Here is a 20539-nt window from a genome sequence, read left to right on the forward strand (position 1 = left end):
GGAGTGACTTTTTTATGCATTAATCAAATCTTCAAAAGCCTTATGATATTCTTCCCCAAAAAAGCTCAGATGGTTTTTAGAAAACTTTGAATACTCTTGATGTGCCTGAATTTTTTTATCCATTAAAAGTAGAGTATTTATTTTCAGTATTAATGCTTCCTCATCCAATTTATCATATTGGAAAACACAATCAGAGATCTGTTCAACCCATGGGATTTGATGATTAGTTCGAGCAAATTTCAGTAGAATATTAATCAAGTCTGTTTTGATATTTGAGATCGTGTCATCTAAATATTCAAAAGCCATAGGACGAAGTAAATTTCCTTTTTCTACAATTTGGAAGAAGGAAATGAAACTATCAACATCTTGGAAATTGGTGTTTTCTAACTGTGATTTCTGCGTTATGAAGTTTTCAAATTCATTATAAAATGTAGAATCGTACTGAAAGGACCATCCTTTATTATTATAGACAAGTTGAATTCCATCACATTGTTCTAAAATGATGCGTAATCTTCTAACAGTGACAGATCTATTGTTTTTTGATTTTGGTTTTGGTGTATCAGGCCATAAAAGTTGAGTTAGTTCAGCCGTACTGACAGGACGTTTGTGTGTGTAGGGATAGAAAAGTACTATTAAAAATAATTGGCGTAGCTTTTCAGTAATCTGATCTGTGATTTGATTCCCTTCTCTATCGGTAAGTTCTAATTTGCCAAAAATAAAAAATGAATTCTTTTGGTTGACTGTTGTATGGCTGACCGGAATTTCCTTTTCATGTTGCTGCTTTTCTTCAATAGGTTGTTTCTCTTTCAGGTTTTGATCCGTTGAGGTATTCTTTAAATTATGGCTGATTACAAAAAAGAAAATTACGAGTCCCACAATTAAAATAATATAGCTGTATTGAAAGTTAGAAGGGGTATACTTCTTCGATTTACTCAATTGAATCATTTCTGAGGCACTTATTGGAGGACCTTTTAATTCATAAATAGTTAATTTTGATTCATTTTGATCGTAGTTGCCATTGAGATGACACAGGTAGAAGGACTTGTTTTTCGAGTTTTGGAATAACTTTATTTGTGATTCTGTATCTCTATATTTTACAACTAAAGTGTCACTAATCGCTTCTACTTCTCCATTTGAGATATTGATTTTAGCAAGCTGTATCGTTGTATTATAGTTGCGATTTAACAATAATATGCTGTAAAAATGTTCAGCTTGATCATCAAGGAAAATATTCCCCGCATTACTCATGTTTTTGATAGGTGGTTCAAAACTCCAAAGTTTATGAATAGAGTCTGTTTTGGTATCAATTTTATATAGCTCATGGAAAAACTGAGTACCTAGTACCTGATACCCATTTTCATTTCCAACACCTCCGTAAAGTAGATATTCTCTCGAGTTGACTTTATACTGCCCCATTCTATAACGAGGGGCGATACTGTCACCTTTTATCTCACACGCTTCCCATCGTGCCCAATAACGGTTGTATTTTCTGTAATCGGTTTTATACTTAAAACGTCCATAGCCATTAATTTCTTTAAATTGACGGGAGTGTTCGTTATAAAAAATATTAGGATACCAATAATTGATGACCTTGTTGTTGTAGATTTTTCTTGTAGCCAGCGTATCACCATGGGCCAATGAAGAAACGGTATTACCTCTGATGTCGAAAAGTAGAAACCTTTTTTCATTAGGTAGGTGAAGACCTTCAAAAATACCATTGTCTACAGCCCTTAGAGGGACACGAGTAGTAATGGTTTGGCTAGAACGCACATTGTAGCGATGTAAAAATTTCTGATCGGCTGTTACTATTTCCTGTTTCAATGAATCAAACATAATAGCAGGATGAAAACCACAGTCGAGTTCTGCTACCTTTTTCCATTGATGATGATCTTTTAAAATCCAACTAGGGTAAATGACTTTTCCGTCATATCCGTGTTGGATTTCATGAGCTATACTGCCTTGATATTCATTTAAAGGCCATTCATATTCTTTATTAGCTGTTGAAAATCTGATTGACTGTATGGAAAAAGTAGGAATATCTGTTATTTCAAAACCTTGATGATTTGAAGCTCCAAACTCTAAACGTATTGCTTCAATTTCTGGGAGTTCAGGATAATCAGCTGTAAACTCTTCTTCATTTAAAAATACAGTAACTTGATGTGTTTTTTGATTAACAGAAAGTCTAAAGTTGGTCCAGTCGATGTACTTTGAATACTTTGTAAGAGGTATACTTAGTATATGATTTTTTTTATCTAGAGCGATGAGCAAACTGTTGTTTTTGCCATTGATGCTAGGGTTGTAAATCACATCAATGGTATGTTCATCATTTGTTGCGACTCTTAAAATACGACCTATTTCATTCCCTTTTTCAAGACTTAATTCAAAACCCAATTCAAAATTTTGCTTTACCTCAATAATCGCTTCTTTTGGTAAAATTAATGAAGTAGGGTGTTCTTTTTCAATAGAAGAACTTGTAAAAAGGAGTCCTCCTTGTCCGTACACTTTGGAGAAAATGAACGAAAATGTAAGTATGAAATAGATAAAAAGTTTATTCATATTAGTCGGTTCTAGTTGATGAAGTGGATCTGTTGTTGGATTGAATAAAATATAGCTCTCAGATGTTTCTCATTTTTAATACCTGCGATTTCTTAAACATATTTTACTAAAGCAAACCCATTTACCTTTGTAAGTGATGTGTATTTTGTTGAGTTAGTGATTTTAGATTTTTTAATAATTTTATCCCATTTGTACCCCCAATTGTACGTGATAAATGCCACCCTTGCCCTGTAACATTGTGATAAGCTTTTTAAGATGAAGTTGAAAAAACTAACAAGAGGTTTCAGACTTGCTCTATTAAAAAGGATTTGTTCATAACGTATCAATTCAGATAAAAATGTATAAAATTAAACTGCTTGTGTTCGTAATTTTTATAATAACGAACCTGACTTCTTACGCTCAAAATCGTATCCATGGTCAAGTGCTTGATGCAAAAGATCAAGCTAGTCTTCCTGGTGTGAATATTTCAATAAAAGGAACTTCTAATGGTGTGATTACTGATATGGACGGGAAGTTTTCATTGGATGTAGAAATAAGTCAAGTGTTGGTTTTCACATTTGTGGGGTATCAGCAAAAAGAACTTGAGGTGGTCAGCTTAGAAAATTTGACTGTAGTATTGGAGGAAGAGGTGGAGGAACTCAAAGAAGTGGTCGTGACGGCTCTTGGAATTTCCAAAGAAAAACAAGCTTTAGGTTATGCGGTTTCTGAAGTGAGTAGTGAAGATCTTACTCAGGTAAATACAGGCTCTATTGCCAACAGTTTAGGTGGGAGAGTAACAGGTGTGCAAATTTCGGGAAATAGACCAGGGCAAGCTTCTTCCATTTCTATTCGTGGTAATGCGTCATTAAAAGGCAATAATTATCCACTGATTGTTATTGATGGAGTACCAATGGATGGAAGAACAAAAGGTGGTGTTGGAAAATGGGGTGGTACTGATAAAGGAGATGCTCTTTCTATGATTAACCCTGATGATATTGCAACGACAAGTGTATTGAAAGGTGCGGCTGCAACGGCATTATATGGATCTAGAGCTTCAAATGGAGTTTTGTTGATTACGACAAAAACAGGTAAAAAGAAAGATGGAATAGGAATAGATTTTAATTCATCGATGATCTGGAGTGTACCTAATAATATGCTTACTGCTCGTCAAAATACATATGGACAAGGGGTGCAAGGGAGAGTTCCATCATCAGAAGCGGAAGCAATGGACACCGGTTTATTGAGTTGGGGAGAGAAGATAAATGGACAAAATTATGTAGGTTTTGATGGAAATACATATCAATATAATGATCAATGGGACCCAATGTCTCTTTTCAGTATGGGACATGTTTTTAATAATAGTATTGCAATTTCGGCCGGAAATGAAACCGTACAGACTAGAATTTCATATGCCAATCAACAAGTTCAAGATATTCAGCCTAACTCTACTATTCAAAGAAACTCTATCTCAGCCCGAATCAATACAGATCAGTCAAAACGATTATTTTTAGATACAAAGTTGACTTATATCCATCAAGATGCAAGCAGATCTTCTGGAGGTGAATCGACATTTAATCCTAGTAATGCCTATCATAGAATGCCGGCTTCCCAATCCTCAGAAATTTTGAAAAAGAATAGAGCAAACCCGAGTTTTATCAATGATGTGTATACACTGAACCCTTACTGGGTGATGGATAATTTAAATATCACTGACATTGAAAATAAAGTATTACTATCCGCAAATATTGGTTTTGAGTTATTCAAAGGGGTTAAAATTAATTACAGAAATGGCCTTGATTTCACTTCAGGAAGAGACTTGAGCATTACACCAGTAGGCACACCCTATATCAGTAATGGTGAAAGCAAGGAAAGTATGAAAGAACGATATGAGATGAACCATGATTTGTACTTAAGCTTAAATAAAGACTTAGGGAAGTTTAATGTGTCGGGCATCGTTGGTGCCAATATGATGCAGTTTTCACAGAATAATGTGGGTATAGAGATGACGCAATTTTATTCTGATTGGTATCATGTAAGTAATGCAGGTTTAGTTTCAGGTACTCAGAACCATTCCGAAAAAGAAATGAATTCGATATACGGATCTTTGGATTTTGGTTATGATAGGTGGTTGTATTTGACTGTGACAGGAAGAAATGATTGGACATCAACATTACCTGCGGGAAATAATTCGTATTTCTATCCTTCTTTCAGTTCAAGCATTGTATTCTCTGAGAAAGTGAACTTGCCTGTATGGTTCACTTTGGCAAAAGTCAGAGGGTCATGGGCACAAGTAGGTTCAGATACCGATCCTTATAAATTGTATCAGACTTTCAGAACAGCCGGCAATGGTTTCAATAATAAAAATGGAAATAGAATTTTACCAGCAGGGTATTCTGGAGCAATGAATAATGCAGATTTATTGCCAGAAATGACTTCTTCTATAGAGTTCGGAGCAGACTTAGGATTCTTTCATGATAGAATAAATTTCAATTTCACTTACTATGATCAAATCACAGAAAATCAGATCATCAATATGGATATCTCTGATGCTTCAGGTTTTACTAGCAGAATGGTGAATGCTGGAAATATGAGTAATACAGGTTATGAGGTTTCATTAAATCTTGTTCCCGTTGTGAATAGAAATTTCCATTGGAATGTTGGAATCCATTACACTCAAAATAGAAACAAAGTGAACAGCTTGATTGGAGATATGGAGAAAATTACCATCAGTGATTATGGTGATGTAAGAGTGGATGCGATTGTTGGTGAAGAATATGGGGTGATTATGGGTAGAGACTATTCAAGAAATGATAAAGGAGAAATAGTATATGATGAGAATGGAATCCCTAATTACACTTCGGAATTAGTACAAATTGGAAGTATGAATCCTACTGCGATTTTAGGTTATTCTTCTAACTTCAACTACAAAAAACTGTCATTGAACATATTATTGGATCAGCAAATTGGGGGACAGTTTTATTCTGGGACAAATGCTGCTATGTACCAATCGGGAACCCATATCAATACCTTAGAGGGAAGAGATCTATATTATACTCAAGGTATAGGTCCAAATCCTGAAATCTACTACAACAGAATTTCAGAAATCAATTCAGAGTTTATCCGAGATGCATCTTACATCAGAGTGAAAGAAATCAGTTTAGGTTATGGTTTTTCTAAATCGCTATTAGAAAAAATACACTTGTCTTCTGCAAGAATATCGGCAGTGGTCAGTAATCCATTTTTTATCTGGAAAGCAACTGAAAATATAGATCCGACGGCCATTCTAAACGCATCAAGTACAGGTAGAGCCGTGGAAATGACAGCACTTCCCTCTGTAAGAAGCTATGGTTTTAATCTAAATGTCTCATTCTAAATACTAAAACAATCATGCAAATTATATATAAAACAGCCTTAGTTATCACACTTTGGTTTTCATTTTCCGCTTGTGTAAACACAGATATCAACGTTGACCCTAATAAATCAACCAACATGACACATGATAACATTTTAGCGTACGCTATTTTGCATGGGGTGGGAGATGATTATGATGTTTGGAGAGGGAACCTGATTTATGCTGAGGAATTTGTACAGCATTTGTCTGCGACCTCAAAATCGTGGTCAGGAAATTATTATACTTATAATGAAGAGTATATGTCTGCCTTCTGGGAGAGAATTTTCAGAGAATGTACTAATAATTTGGAGATGATGGCCTATGAATTAAAAAATGAGAATGAAGAGAAGAATGCATTGAAATTGGCTGTGATAGAGGTGTTACAGGTTTGGAACTTTCATCGCTTATCTGATTTTTATGGACCAATTCCCTATTCTGAAGCGGGTAAAGGAGCAACGGAAGGGATTTTTGAACCAAGATATGACCATGAACAAGACATTTATCTTGGAAATGAAACTCTAAATATAAAAGGGCTTTTAGAAAGGTTAGAAGATGCTCAGAAAGTATTGAGCAATCCACCTTCCCAAGCTGAGGCTTTTATTGATGGTGATTTATTCTTTAGTGGGGATATCGATAAGTGGAATTTATTTTGTAATTCTTTAATGTTGAGGCTAGCATTAAGAGTATCTGATAAGGCGCCAGAGGTTGCACGAAAATATGCTCAAAAAGCGTATGATAATGGCGTTCTGCAATCTAATGCTGATAATATTTTCTTAAATCATTTCAGTGATAATAGCCGTTATATGAATCCCACTTCCAGAGTGTTTTTTAATTATGGTGGAGTAGGAGGTCATCTATTCCGATACTCAGATACTTTTATTGATGTGTTGAGAAACTACTCTGATCAGGTAGATCCCAGATTAGGTTTTCTAGCAGGTGTTTATAATTCAGATGAAAAGTATTTTTCAAATAGTGAAGATTATAAAGGGTTGCCGAATGGTTTAGAAGTAAGTGAAATGACAGACCTTGCAAATGAGAATCAGTTTGATAGTCAGTTTGAAAATGGGATAGGTGTTTATGGATTTGCTCAGCCGCATCGTAAAAATTTAGTTCACTTAAATGCTCCAACTGTTGTTCTGCATTACGCTGAAGTTCAGTTTTTATTAGCAGAGGCTCAATTAAAGGGGTTAGTAAATGGGGCAGGAGATGCAAACACTTTATATAGAAGTGGGATTAAAGCAGGAATGGAATTAATGGAGATGTATAATGCTGAACAAGCATTAAAAGCAGATCAAGTAGATGATTATTTAGCTTCTATTCCAACTTTAGGAAGTAATAAGGCAATGGGTTTAGAAGGGGCTTTAGATGAAATTCATACTCAAAAATGGGTTTCTTTATTACTTAATGGATATGAGTCTTATGCAGAATGGAGACGTACACATTATCCTTCTATTGTTACCAAAAAACAAATCAATCATCCAGATAACAGATCCAATGGGAAAATTCCAGGACGCGTATTATATCCTAGCCGTGAGCAAGGTGCCAACAGTAAAGGGTACAATTCTGGAGTTCAAGCTTTAGAAAATGGAAGTAATGATTTTATGAGTGATTTATGGTGGGCAAAAGATCACCACTAATAGGATATAAAAAAAACAGGTTAAGTCATAATGAAACGACTTAGCCTGTTTTTTATTTATAAACGGAGTAAATTAGATCACACCATATGCCAATAAAGCATCAGCAACTTTCACAAAGCCACCAATATTTGCTCCTTTCACATAGTCAACCCATCCGTCTTCTTGACCATATTTCATACATTTAGCGTGGATTTTCTTCATGATACCTTGAAGTTTTTCATCAACTTCTTCGAAGCTCCACTGTAAACGCATTGAGTTTTGCGTCATTTCAAGACCTGAGATTGCTACACCACCTGCGTTGGCTGCTTTACCAGGACCGTACATGATTTTATTTTTCTCAAATACTTTTACGGCTTTATTTGTAGAAGGCATGTTGGCACCTTCACAAACAAGAATACATCCATTAGTAATTAGAGTTTCAGCATCTTTTTCATCCAACTCGTTTTGAGTTGCAGAAGGGAATGCTAAATCAGTTTTGATGCCCCAAGGTCTCTGACCTTCAGTATAAGTAGCACCAGGGTCTTTCTTCACGTACTCACCTAAAGAAACACGGTCTACGTTTTTCAACTGTTGGATGTGAGTCAATTTCTCAGCATCAATGCCATCGGGATCATGTAAGAAACCGCCACGGTCTGATACGGTAAGAACAGTTGCACCTAGCTGAATTAATTTTTCAACAGTGTATTGTGCTACGTTACCTGATCCAGATACAACCGTTTTTTTACCATTGAAATCATCATTTCTAACGGCAAGCATTTCTTTTGCAAAATAAACTGAACCATAACCTGTTGCTTCAGTTCTAGCATTTGATCCGCCAAATGCTAAGTTTTTACCTGTAAGAACACCTGTATATTCGTTGGCAATACGACGGTATTGACCAAACATAAAACTTACTTCTCTACCGCCAACACCAATATCGCCGGCAGGAACGTCAGTATCCTTACCAATATATCTGTAAAGTTCCGTCATGAATGCATGACAGAATCTCATGATTTCTGCTTCTGATTTTCCTTTAGGGTTAAAGTCAGAACCACCTTTAGCACCACCCATTGGAAGCGTTGTTAAAGAGTTCTTCAATACTTGTTCAAAACCCAAGAATTTTAAAGTACCTAATGATACCGACTTGTCGAAACGAAGTCCCCCTTTGTAAGGACCAATAGCACCGTTGAATTGTACACGGTGGCCTCTATTTACACGAATGTTGCCTTCGTCATCCATCCACGTTACACGGAAACTGATTACTCTATCTGGTTCTGTCATTCGTTCCAGAATCGAGGCGTCTAAGTATTTGGGGTTTTCGTTGATGAATGGAATTAATTTCTCTGCCACTTCCTCCACAGCTTGGTGGAATTCTGGTTGTCCAGGATTTCTTCTGATTAAACCCTGCATGAAGCTTTTTAACTCGAGCTTTTGCATTTAATTCTAGGTTAGTAATTAATATAAGTAATAAAATATGTGTTTATTGCCAGAGCAAAGTTTAAATCTTCTTTTGATAGAACTATTAATCATGAAGAGTCAATATATTTAGTAATTAACTCAGATCTTGGATAATAAATTCCATTTCAAAAGAATGATTTCTACTAACTCTTCTCAAGGTCCACCTTACATGATAATAAAGTGATGTCGTCAGCATACGCTTGATGACCCTTGAAAGTATTAAGGAGTGCAATAAGATTCTTGTGCATTTTTTTCTGATCGAACTGAACATTTGCAGTTAAGAACTCTAATAACTTGTCATCTCCTAGCTCTTCATCTTCGTCGTTATAGGTTTCAGTAAAGCCATCTGTGAACCCGAAAACGAAGAACTTGCGCAAGTTATTAATTTCTCCAACTTCAATGAAAGGTAATTTTGTAAATGACCCCAAAATAGTTGTACCTTCTTCTAAACGAGAGAATTTGTTTTCATTATAGAGGAAAGGAGGGTTGTGTCCTGCATTGATGTAGTGGATGCATTGTGTATCGGTATCGTACACCATGAAGAAAGCAGTGATGAAATTCTCACCTTGAGCACTTTCTAAAATCTGAGTGTTGGCCTCATGAACAATGCTCTCAATATCCATATTTCTTCTTGCCAAAGCACGTATTGTCCCTTGGAAGTTGGACATTAAAATAGCAGCTGGAACCCCTTTTCCTGATACATCGGCAATGGAGATTAAAAACTTCGTATCCGTCATCTGGATAAAGTCATAATAATCACCGCCGATAGAGTGGTGGGGCATGTAGCTTGCGTGAATCGAAACAGGAACATCATCGCCGTAAGGCAAGTTTCTAGGGAAAAGCATCGTCTGCACCTGAGAGGCGATTTTCAACTGCTTCTTTGTTTCTTTTTGCTTTTCTTCTTTTCTGGCTAGCTTTTTATTTTCGATTGCTACCAATATAATATTGCTCAAAGCCTCTGTAAAGCCTGAGTCATGAAAGTCGATATGTTTTTCCGAGGCAACTCCAACCAAAGCATAAGCCAAAACATCGTTTTTGTGTTTGATTGGAATGATAGTATCAAAATTTTCAAACCCTTCAGGTTTAACCTTTACTTTTGAAGTTTTAGTGTAATCCTCAAAAAGTTTGGGGAAACGCTCTGTTAAATCATGATCATGGTTGCCATAATTAACATAACGTACATGTTCTTGCAAATCTTCATCAAAAACAAAAAGAAGAAGATTTGAAATACTAGGGTTTGATGAAAGTGTTAGTTTATAGATAGTATAAAGGTCTTCTTCCGATTTATTAGCATTGATTGCACTTATCGTCTCAAAAAGAGATTCCAACTGCATTTCTTTTAGCATTAATCGTTTATCAATAAGATTCGCCATAGATATATGAATACAATAATATTTTATTTAGAATTAGTATGTGGGTCAAAGGCATCTCTAAGCCCGTTCCCAATTAAATTAAAGGCCAAAACAGTAAGGCTAATAGCAAGACAAGGGAAAATGATCAGATGCCAATGTCCACTAGGTGTTAATTCTGTTAAACCTTCTTTAATCATCGTTCCCCATGACGGCATTGACGGTGGTCCGCCCAGACCAAGGAAACTTAAACCTGCTTCAATAAGTATTGCTGAGGCAAAATTGGAAGCACAAATTACTGCAAGAGGGCTCAATACGTTTGGCAAAATGTGATGCCAGATAATACGGGTATTCGAATAACCTAAAGCTCTTGCCGCTTCAACATAGTCTTGTTGTTTGATGGATAAAATTTGTCCTCTGATCACACGTGCAACTTCTACCCACATTGTAAGGCCGACTGCTACGAACGTGACCCAAACGCCTTCACTCTGCAACGCTAAACGGACTGCCACTACCAGCATAATGGCAGGAATAGACCAAGTAATGGTCATTAGCCATAAAGCAATTTTATCTATATATCCACCAAAATAACCACTCATGGCACCAATGGAAATACCAATAGTCAATGAGATGATCAGTGAAATAAAACCAATGGTCAATGATACTCTTGTGCCGAAAATCAATCGGCTTAATACATCACGACCAATTTTATCTGTACCTAGAATAAAGGTTTTCTTTTCCACATGCTTGCTCTGAAACTCTTTAATAAGGTCGTTTCTGTAGGCTTTCTTTACATTTTGTCTCTCATCAAGGTAGATTGTAGAATCACCTCTAGTAAGATAGTTGTGTGGCAGGTTTTTACCGAGAATTTCTGAAGGAGAAGAGTAAATAGATTTTACAACTTCTACCAAAGGCAGTCCCATTTCCAACCTTTTTGTAGTGTGCAGTGATTTTTTTTCTAAACCAGGGTACACCACAAAAAATACCGAGTCACCTATGATTTTTGGAGTGCCGACAATCGGAATTTCAAAGAATTTATTTTCCTCTCCATTCAGTAAAATATCAATCACCGAAGGCGTATGTACTACAATGTCTTTTTTCTTTTTCAGTACATCTACCGAAAACATTGGTGGCTTTTTAGCGGTTTCTAAAAGGCCATCATTGGCAAAGTGCGTACCATCAGGCATGATCAAATAGCCTGCAATAGCCATGCATGCCAATATGAAAATATAGACAATAGAAACCATGGCAGGAGTATTCCTCTTTAGTCTCTTCTTGACAAAGTGAGATGGTGGTTTATGTACTTCGTACGCTGTCATTTATGCTATGTAAAAGAATAAAAGTTAGTGTCTTTATTGAGAATTATGAGCCAACAAGCCTTTCTTTGAGGCAAGATAATACAATGATGAGTATAAATTCTCATAATCCGAAAGTTCAATTTCAATTTCTTCCGAAGGAGAGGAAAAAGAACGTACCCACCCTTTTTCAATCAAATGCTTTAATTCAATTTTTAAAGTACTTTCTTGGAGAGAAGTTTCTGAGAGTAAGTCTTTGAAACTCACTACAAAATAGAGCTCGTCAAGAATGTTGTATTCTATATCAGTCATAAAAAAAAATCTTATTTCAAAAATAACAAATTTGAAAGATTAAGCGCAGGTTTGTAAAATATTTTTCGTCAAAAGCACGTTTTCTAAGCTATTCTAAACCTTATATTTTCTGTTCTTCCATGAATATGGACTAAAAGTAGCAAGCAAACCTATACTGAATGCATAAAAAGGATAGAGAAGAGAAACAAGGGGAATCCATTTTACAAGCTGATTATCGCCTTGCCATCTTAGAATGATCCTATTAAAAATGTATTCTATTAATAGCCTTACGCCCATACCCGAGAGCAATATTAACGAATTTCCTGAAAAGAAAGCAATGGAGATCAAAGAAGCTATAAAACTAAAATGTAATAAGAAAATAAAAACTGCACTGATTTGAGGTAATGTATTGTCATAATGCCTCCATTTACTGGCCCATCTTATTCTTTGTTGAACAAAAGATTTCAGGTCTGAAGGCGGAGGCGTTTTTACAATCGCTTTGGTATCTTTTACAAATTGAATTTTTGAAGGGTCTTCTTTTGCAATTTGATGCATCAAGAATTCATCGTCACCTGTAGGAATATGGATATGTTTTTCATAATCATTCTGCTCAAGAAATGCTTTTCTTTGGAATGCAAGGTTGGCCGCATTGCACATATTAGGTTGTCTACTCAAAATAGAAGTTGCCCCGGTAAGTATCAGACTTCCAAATTCAATGGTCATCAGTTTTTGTGAAAATGTTCGGTAAGGTGAAAATTGTACAGGGCCGGAAAGCAATTGAGGTTTATGGTAGCTATTGTAATTTTCAACCATCGTTTGAATCCACTCAGCATCATGAATACAGTCTGCATCAGTAGTAATGATCAGTTCACTGTCAGAAAGTTCTACACCTTTGCGAATAGCCATTTTCTTCCCTTTTTCCTCTGAATCTAGAGAAATTACATGAAAATGATCATAACTCTTACAGAATTCTTGTAAGTGTTGAAGTGTGGCATCTTCAGAATGATCGTTGATAAAATAACAATTGTAATTCGTGTAGGACTGATTGATAAGGGATTGAAATAATGAGGAAATGTTACTTTCTTCATTCCTTAAAGCCACTACAATAGAAACTGAGGTGCTGAATGTCTGTTCGGATTTTTTTGTGACAGAAGAATTCCAGAGATGGATTAATCTCATCAAATAAAGAAAATAGAAAATACTCAGTATTAAAAAACAGAATTCCAATGTGATTTATAAAGGTTCTTGTGAAGTGGTTGATGTTTTTTTCAAACTTAATGCAAAAATAAGAAGTAAACTATTTCATTTTGATGAAATGCCCCAACTTCCTAAATATATTGATTTAAGGTAAATGCATTTTTTGTAACTCCCTCTGAAACTTTTACATTTGTCAGCACACAACAAATTACACTAAAACAATACAATTATGGCATTGGAAATAGGACAAGCAGCTCCGCAATTTGAGAGCGTAGATCAAAATGGTAATACAGTAAAACTATCCGATTTTAAAGGGAAGAAAGTAGTTTTATATTTTTATCCAAAGGATATGACTCCAGGGTGTACAGTTCAAGCTTGTGACCTGAGAGATAACTATGAAAAGTTAATGTCTGAAGGTTATGTGGTATTGGGCGTGAGTACTGATTCTGAAGAGCGTCACCAGAAATTTATTGCCAAACATGAGTTGCCATTTCCACTTTTGGCAGACGTAGATCACAAAGTTCATGACTTGTATGGTACTTGGCAATTGAAAAAAACGTTCGGAAAAGAGTACATGGGTACGGTCAGAACCACTTTTATCATCGATGAAGAGGGAATTTTAACGGACATTATTAAAAAGGTGAAGACGAAAGAGCATACTAAACAGATAATTGGTTAAGTTTGCAGTCGGAAATAAAATTTGGGTATAAAAACCCAATGAACATATAATAAATAGCTTACATCAAAGAAAGATGGCAGAGATAGCAGAATTGAAAAGAATAGCGTCTCAAGTAAGACGTGACATCGTTAGAATGGTAAACGGTGCAGGAAACGGTCACCCAGGCGGAGCCCTAGGATGTGCTGACTTATTTGTAGCACTTTACTTTAAGCACATGGAACACAACAAGGAGTTCAAAATGGATGCTGTAGGTGAAGATGTTTTCTATCTTTCAAACGGTCATATTTCAGCTGTTTTTTATAGCACGCTGGCTAGAGCTGGTTACTTCCCAGTATCTGAATTGGCTACTCACAGAAAAATCGACTCAAGATTACAAGGTCACCCAACTCCTTATGAGCACTTAGAAGGTGTACGTATGGCTTCTGGTTCATTAGGACAAGGTTTATCAGTTGCTGCAGGTACTGCATTGACGAAGAAATTAAACAATGACGACAAAATGGTATATTGTTTAATGGGTGATGGTGAGCAACAAGAAGGTCAAATTTGGGAAGCAGCAATGTATGCCGCTCACAACAAAATTGACAACTTAGTAGGTATCATCGATTACAACAACCGTCAAATTGATGGTGATGTATCTGACGTGTTAAGTTTGATCGACATCGAAGCGAAATACAAAGCATTTGGTTGGGAGACTATCGTTGCTGAAGGTAACGACATGGAGAAATTAGATGCTGCATTGACGCAAGCAAAAGAGCTTTCAGGAAACGGTAAGCCGATCATGATCGTAATGAAGACTGAAATGGGCTTTCCAATCGATTATATGGTAGGTACGCACAAGTGGCACGGTGTTGCTCCAAATGCAGAGCAAACTGAAGCAGCTTTAGCTCAATTAGAAGAGACTTTAGGTGATTACTAATCAATCTCTTTGAGATATTAAAAAGGCTAGGTGATTTTAGAATTACCTAGCCTTTTTTGTGCTTATATAAGAGTGATTTACAGTATGTTTGATCTTTCTGTTTTTTAAAATAGGGTTTACGTATTCTATTTTCCCATTCTAAGATATAACATTAATAATATTCTTAGAAATGAAAAAATTAAACATTAAAACACTTATTACAGCATTTACTGCTTTAATACTTACTGTTTCACAAACTACTTTTGCTTGTACTTCCTTTAATTATGTAGCTCCTGATGGAAGCCGTATTGTTGGTCATTCAATGGAATTGCCTGTTGAAGCACATGAACACCTCGCATTGATTCCAAGAGGTCACCAATTTGCTGAAGATGGTATTAAAGCTTTATATGGCTTTGTCGCTATGCAACATGGTACTGGAGATGCTACAACTATTTCTTCAGGAATGAATGAGCATGGAGTATCAATTACTGCTCAGGAATTAGGGATGTCAGTGTATGCTTCACAAGGAAAAGGAGATTTAAGCCACTGGAATGTTCCTGCTTATATACTTGGTAATGCTAAATCAGTAGATCATGCAGTAGAGTTGTTGTCAAAATTATCGATTTATCAAGGTAATGATGTATTCGGTACAATGGGTACTCACTGGTCTATTCAAGATAATGATCGTGCGATTGTGGTAGAAGTAGAAAGTGCTATGGGTATCCCAACCGTTTATGAAAGTGTTGGAGCAATGGCAAACAGTCCTTCGTATGATACTCAAATCGTAATAGCTAAAGAGAAATTTAATAATGCACAAGACCTAAGAAAAGTGGATCGCAATCAAGTTGAATCAGTTGGTGTTTACGGAAACCAAACTTCTCCAGATCGTTTTCAACGTGCTATCTTTTTGAATGCAACAGCAGATTTTTCAAGAGATGATTCTAAAGCAGCAATTCTAAACCACACATGGAATATGCTTAATACATTTGATATCGCTCAAGGAACGTTGTACTGGACTTGGTTAGCTCCTGAACCACAGACTGTAACTCACTTTACAGTTCACGATTTGAAAGAAAAAGCGTATTATTATCGTACTTATAAAGATATGAATATTAAAAAAGTAGATGTTAACGCTATTGATTGGGCAACTGCTAAGTATTCATCTTCAGATATCTATAAGAGCGTGACTAAATATGAAAATGTAACTTTCTAATTGGTTTTCAATTAAAAGGTAGATAAAGTATAATAGGGTTGTTCCAGTTAAAAGTGGAACAGCCCTATTTTTTATTTTTTTCTAGAATAATGCGTCTGAACAATTTGCCCCAAATGTACTTTTGTACTAACCAATTCAAACTCCAACAGCTTATCTGTTTCGCCAAACAATGGAAATCCACCGCCAAGGACTACTGGAATAGTTGATATGATCAAATCATCAATTAAATCTTCTTTTAAAAAACTTTGAATGACAGAACCACCGTCAATATACAGGTTTAAGTAGTTTTGAGCATAAAGTTGTTCCAGGATTTCATTTAATGTCCCGTTGATGATAAATACTTTGTTTGATAAATGCTCTGGAATTTCCTTGATAGAGGTGCTGAGTACAAAAACTGGCTTAGAATAAGGCCATTCTCCTCCGAAACCTTTTACGATTTCATAGGTATTTCTTCCCATCACCAAAGCGTCTATGGAGTCCATAAAAGCACCAAATCCCATATCATCATTATTAGGATTAGGAACTGTTTGAAGCCAATCCAATCCTTCGTTTTTATCGGCAATAAAACCATCAATGCTAGTAGCGATATAAACTTTATTATTCATTTCTTTCGTTTTTTATCTATTGGGTTATTCAAAATTGTCCTACTTCATACATTATAGCCATAATCCACCATAAAAAAAAGAGACTGTTATAATTAACAGCCTCAAATATCATTTAAACGAATTGTTCCATCAATACATGTGGAATGCCATCTTCCATAAACTCATCACCTTTCACGGCAAACCCTTCATCTTCATAAAAGGCAGTAGCATAGGTTTGAGAGTGGAGATACATTCTAGTTCCTTCTTCTGCGATATCTTCGATTTCAGAGAGACTCGCTTGAAGTAAAGCATTTCCAATACCTTGACCGCGGTAAGGCTTCGATACAGCAAAGCGTCCTAATTTGTATCCTTCTTCTGTTTTGAAGAACCTACAAACTCCAGCAGGATGTCCGTCATCCAACACTAACAAGTGAAAAGCTTTTGGTTCAAGCTCATCAAATTCCAGAGAAATATCGATTTCCTGTTCATCCACAAAAACTTCTTTACGGATTTGCATTACTGCAGGCCACCAATCAGAGTCAGTACCTTGAAAAATGACAATGGATAATGTATCAGACATTGATAAATAAATTATGATTATTAATGAGGCAAATATCGGGAAAAGATCTTTTCATTGGGCTCTTTGTTAAAGATAATACACAAAAAAGCCTTCTTGAAATTAGAATAATCTAGATCAGGAAGGCTAAAAAAAGGTGTATTCTTGTGAATAGAATTAGTCGTCTAATCCGTATTCGTCGATGTAAGCTAAGATGCCACCCTCAAGGTTCTCAAGGTTAGTGAATCCAAACATGCCTTCAAGAGCTTGAATAGCATTAGCAGATCTCTTACCGCTACGGCAGTGAACGATCACTCTTTTGTCTTTGCTGAATTGTTCTACTTCATCAACAACAGTAGCTAACGGAATTAAAATTCCACCAAGGTTAGCCTCGTCATACTCGTAGTCTTCACGTACATCTATAAGCTGGAAGTCAGCACCGCTTTCCTGTAATTCTTTGAACTCTTCTACAGTAATACTTTTCATAGTTCCTTAATTTAGTTTGTATTTTCGTAATTTTATCAAACCTTTGTGTATTGAACAAATAATCAAGTATAAAAATAACATTCAGTCATGAAAATTGAACTAAATCGAGTAAATGAAGGCGTAAAATTCGAAGCTACCTCAGAAGAAGGCAACTCTTTGTTCATTGATGCAGGCAAAGGCAAAATGGATGGCATGGGCGAGGGAAGTGCGTTTAGTCCAATGCAATTAGTTCTGACAGGCGTGGCTGGCTGTGCATGTTTTGACCTGATTCATATCCTGAAAAAACAACGTCAAGTAATCAATGATGTGAAGATTTCAGTAGAGGGCGACCGTGTGGATGCTGTACCTGCACCGTTTGAAAAAGTGCATGTTCACTTCCAATTATTCGGTGAAATCAACGAAGCGAAAGCAAAGCGTGCTGTGGAGTTAGCAGTAGAGAAATATTGTTCTGTAGCCGAGATGGTAAAATCAACAGCAACAATCACGCACTCTTTTGAGATTATTGCGGAATAAAACCATCCTAGAAAGTCTATTGTGTGCGATAACTAGCTTTAATTGCTCTTAAAAAATCACAATGGAAGACTTTATTTTCATTATTAATTAGTAATATTGGAACTTGATTGATAATCAAGTATCTAACTAACAAACTGTATGAGTCAAGAAGAGAAGAAATTTGAAACTATTGCGGTAAGAGCGCAAACACCCCGTTCGCAAAACAGAGAGCACTCTGTGCCAATTTATGCCACTTCAAGTTTTACATTTGAAGATGCTGACCATGCGAATGCACTATTTTCAGATGAGGTAGAAGGTAATATTTATTCAAGATATTCTAACCCTAACAATGACGAGTTTATTGATAAGCTAGTGAAATTGGAAGGTGCGGAAGCTGGTATTGCCACATCATCAGGTATGGCGGCCATGTTTTTGAGTATCGCTTCTTTTGTAAGTCAAGGTGATCATATCGTAGCTTCTCGTTCATTATTTGGTTCTACACACCAAATTCTAACGCAGTTATTACCTAAGTGGGGCGTTACTCATACATATGTTGATATTCACGATTTAGAAGGATTTGATAAAGCGATCACTCCAAACACGAAGATGATCTTTATCGAAACACCTTCCAATCCAGCATTGGACATTATTGATATTGAAGCTTTAGCGGCTATCGCTGACAAGCATGATGTCATTTTGAATGTAGATAACTGTTTCGCTACTCCATATTTACAGAATCCTTTGAAATTAGGTGCTCATATTGTTACACACTCCGCTACTAAGTTCATTGATGGGCAGGGTAGAGTGTTAGCAGGTGCTATTCTAGGTTCAAAAGAATTGATGGAGAAAGTGAAGTTTATGTCAAGACATACAGGTCCTGCATTATCACCTTTCCATGGTTGGATTCTTTCGAAATCGTTGGAAACATTATCAATCAGAATGGAGAAGCACTGTGAAAGTGCTCACGCTGTTGCTGCTGCTTTAGAAGGTCTTTCTGAAGTGGAGTTAGTGAAGTACCCATTCTTGGAGTCACACCCTGGTCATGAATTAGCGAAAAAGCAAATGAGATTAGGTGGTGCTTTGGTTTCATTTGAAATAAAAGGTGGTGTAGAAGCTGGAAAGAAATTCTGGAACAGCTTAGAGTTGATTTCTAAGTCGTCGAACTTAGGTGATACAAGAACAATTGCAACTCACCCTGCATCAACAACGCACTCTAAATTGACAGAGGAAGAAAGATTAGCCGTAGGTATCACGCCTGGTCTAATCCGTATTTCAGTTGGTTTGGAACATGTAGATGATATTTTAGCTGATATCAAACAAGCTTTAGCGAAAAGCCTAAGCTAATCATCAGCCTTAAAAATAAATTTAAACACCAATTTGGGAGCTATTCCTGAGTTGGTGTTTTTTTATTGCGAATTTATTGAAGCACAAACGCCCCCGCTCACTGTTCGACGTATTAAGCTGTAGGCATTACTCTCTGGCGCAAGTGTTAAGCCGATAGGCGTCACTTGTGTCTAACAATCGGAAAAGTCTCCAGACTTCCGAATCAACTAAACAAATTCCACAAACCCTTTCATCAGTAAACATTGACTATTAATTTGTGGGGTAGGGAGTCAACAGACTCCTTCCAAATATAGACACAAGTGACGCCTCCGCCTTAACACTTGCGCCAGTGGAGGGAGTGGGTAGGTGTTTTAGATTACAGGTTTATCGAAGCACAATCGCTCCACCAAACCTTCCCGTTTGTCCAGGAGATGCTTTTCTTGCAGAGAAGAACCGTTCATCCGTATAGGTGTCAAAAGGAAGGAATTCAATGTTTTCCTTAAGAATGCCTAAAGCACTACATTGTGATTTTTGGGCTTCTGTGATATTAAGGTAGGCTTTTTCAGGATTGATGTGGGGTAATAGAATTTTATCTATGTCGTTTGGAAATGCGTCTTCATATTGAACGATTACATCCTTTCCAATTTCATAGTTGGCTTCTTTGATAAATGGGCCGAAAGAGATTTTGATATTTTTTACCTCAGAATCAAAATCAGTAACCATTTGCTCTACCGCTTTTGTTAGGATTTTTAGTACCGTTCCTTTCCATCCAGAATGCACCGCACCTATCACTTTTTTTATAGGATCAAATAATAGGATAGGAGTACAATCAGCTGCTAAAGTCAATAACCCAATGTTTTTCACATTAGTGATCATGCCATCAGATTCAGGAAAGGGGTTTTCCATTTTCAGGTACTCCTCCACATTATTTTCAGTGATGGAGAAGACCTTATTGGTGTGTTTTTGGTCGGCAATAAAAAGGCGTTGACAGCCTAGAGCGTCTTTGACAATTGCTCTGTTTTTTAGAACGGCTTCATGATTATCATGAAGCATATTGCCAAGGTTCAAAGAAGCAAAAGGAGGGGTACTAACCCCTCCATTTCTCGTGGTGATGAAATGATCAATCTGACCTTTGTATTCACTAAATTGTTCAAAAACTAAGGTTTCAATACTCATTTC

Annotated in this window: 17 protein-coding genes; 7 read left to right on the top strand and 10 right to left on the bottom strand. The window is 36.3% G+C overall.

The features are described 5' to 3' along the window. Positions 1–12: 12 nt before the first annotated feature. Positions 13–2556, bottom strand: coding sequence for a hypothetical protein (locus tag HHU12_RS02640; RefSeq protein WP_169654737.1), 2544 nt, complete (start codon positions 2554–2556; stop codon positions 13–15). A 337-nt stretch (positions 2557–2893) separates the two neighbouring features. On the opposite strand from HHU12_RS02640, the gene HHU12_RS02645 reads away from it, so the two are divergent. After that, positions 2894–5908, top strand: coding sequence for a SusC/RagA family TonB-linked outer membrane protein (locus HHU12_RS02645; protein ID WP_169654738.1), 3015 nt, complete (start codon positions 2894–2896; stop codon positions 5906–5908). A 14-nt stretch (positions 5909–5922) separates the two neighbouring features. Next, the gene (locus HHU12_RS02650) at positions 5923–7563 is read left to right on the top strand and encodes a SusD/RagB family nutrient-binding outer membrane lipoprotein (RefSeq protein WP_169654739.1); all 1641 of its coding nucleotides are present in this window, start codon (positions 5923–5925) and stop codon (positions 7561–7563) included. 72 nt (positions 7564–7635) lie between these two features. Here HHU12_RS02650 and gdhA read toward each other — a convergent pair whose 3' ends face one another. The 5 genes from gdhA to HHU12_RS02675 all read right to left on the bottom strand — a co-directional run bounded on the left by gdhA (position 7636) and on the right by HHU12_RS02675 (position 13114). Further along, positions 7636–8979, bottom strand: a complete 1344-nt coding sequence (gene gdhA, locus HHU12_RS02655) for an NADP-specific glutamate dehydrogenase (RefSeq protein ID WP_169654741.1) — start codon at positions 8977–8979, stop codon at positions 7636–7638. Positions 8980–9143: 164 nt separating this feature from the next. Then, entirely contained in the window at positions 9144–10373 is a 1230-nt protein-coding gene (locus HHU12_RS02660) for a PP2C family protein-serine/threonine phosphatase (protein WP_169654743.1), read from the bottom strand. Positions 10374–10396: 23 nt separating this feature from the next. Next, positions 10397–11668, bottom strand: coding sequence for an ABC transporter permease (locus HHU12_RS02665; protein ID WP_169654745.1), 1272 nt, complete (start codon positions 11666–11668; stop codon positions 10397–10399). A 33-nt stretch (positions 11669–11701) separates the two neighbouring features. Next, the gene (locus HHU12_RS02670; RefSeq protein WP_169654747.1) at positions 11702–11956 is read right to left on the bottom strand and encodes a hypothetical protein; all 255 of its coding nucleotides are present in this window, start codon (positions 11954–11956) and stop codon (positions 11702–11704) included. A 93-nt stretch (positions 11957–12049) separates the two neighbouring features. After that, a complete protein-coding gene (locus HHU12_RS02675; protein ID WP_169654749.1) occupies positions 12050–13114 on the bottom strand; it encodes a glycosyltransferase in 1065 nt (354 codons plus the stop codon). A gap of 247 nt (positions 13115–13361) precedes the next feature. Here HHU12_RS02675 and bcp point away from each other — a divergent pair, with 247 nt between their 5' ends. The 3 genes from bcp (at position 13362) to HHU12_RS02690 (ending at position 15919) form a co-directional block, all read left to right on the top strand. Beyond that, a complete protein-coding gene (gene bcp, locus HHU12_RS02680) occupies positions 13362–13811 on the top strand; it encodes a thioredoxin-dependent thiol peroxidase (protein ID WP_169654751.1) in 450 nt (149 codons plus the stop codon). 73 nt (positions 13812–13884) lie between these two features. Then, positions 13885–14727 (top strand): transketolase, encoded by an 843-nt coding sequence (locus tag HHU12_RS02685; protein ID WP_062615180.1) that lies wholly within the window; start codon positions 13885–13887, stop codon positions 14725–14727. Between the two features lie 169 nt (positions 14728–14896). After that, entirely contained in the window at positions 14897–15919 is a 1023-nt protein-coding gene (locus HHU12_RS02690) for a linear amide C-N hydrolase (RefSeq protein ID WP_169654753.1), read from the top strand. 71 nt (positions 15920–15990) lie between these two features. Here the strand turns inward: HHU12_RS02690 and HHU12_RS02695 are convergent, their stop codons facing one another. The 3 genes from HHU12_RS02695 to HHU12_RS02705 form a co-directional block, all read right to left on the bottom strand. After that, entirely contained in the window at positions 15991–16524 is a 534-nt protein-coding gene (locus HHU12_RS02695; RefSeq protein WP_169654755.1) for a dihydrofolate reductase family protein, read from the bottom strand. Positions 16525–16636: 112 nt separating this feature from the next. After that, on the bottom strand, positions 16637–17083 hold the full coding sequence (locus HHU12_RS02700) for a GNAT family N-acetyltransferase (protein ID WP_169654757.1): 447 nt from the start codon (positions 17081–17083) through the stop codon (positions 16637–16639). Between the two features lie 153 nt (positions 17084–17236). Further along, complete coding sequence (locus HHU12_RS02705; protein ID WP_169654759.1) at positions 17237–17545, bottom strand: rhodanese-like domain-containing protein; 309 nt, start codon at positions 17543–17545, stop codon at positions 17237–17239. A gap of 87 nt (positions 17546–17632) precedes the next feature. Between HHU12_RS02705 and HHU12_RS02710 the strand changes: the two genes are divergently transcribed. Continuing rightward, the gene (locus HHU12_RS02710; RefSeq protein WP_169654761.1) at positions 17633–18058 is read left to right on the top strand and encodes an OsmC family protein; all 426 of its coding nucleotides are present in this window, start codon (positions 17633–17635) and stop codon (positions 18056–18058) included. A 138-nt stretch (positions 18059–18196) separates the two neighbouring features. Then, the gene (locus HHU12_RS02715; protein ID WP_169654763.1) at positions 18197–19381 is read left to right on the top strand and encodes a trans-sulfuration enzyme family protein; all 1185 of its coding nucleotides are present in this window, start codon (positions 18197–18199) and stop codon (positions 19379–19381) included. Between the two features lie 363 nt (positions 19382–19744). Here the strand turns inward: HHU12_RS02715 and pgeF are convergent, their stop codons facing one another. Further along, positions 19745–20536, bottom strand: coding sequence for a peptidoglycan editing factor PgeF (gene pgeF, locus HHU12_RS02720; protein WP_169654765.1), 792 nt, complete (start codon positions 20534–20536; stop codon positions 19745–19747). Between the last annotated feature and the right edge of the window lie 3 nt (positions 20537–20539).

Origin of the sequence: Flammeovirga aprica JL-4, assembly GCF_012844305.1 — a bacterium.
In the GTDB taxonomy this organism is placed as follows: Bacteria; Bacteroidota; Bacteroidia; order Cytophagales; family Flammeovirgaceae; genus Flammeovirga; species Flammeovirga aprica.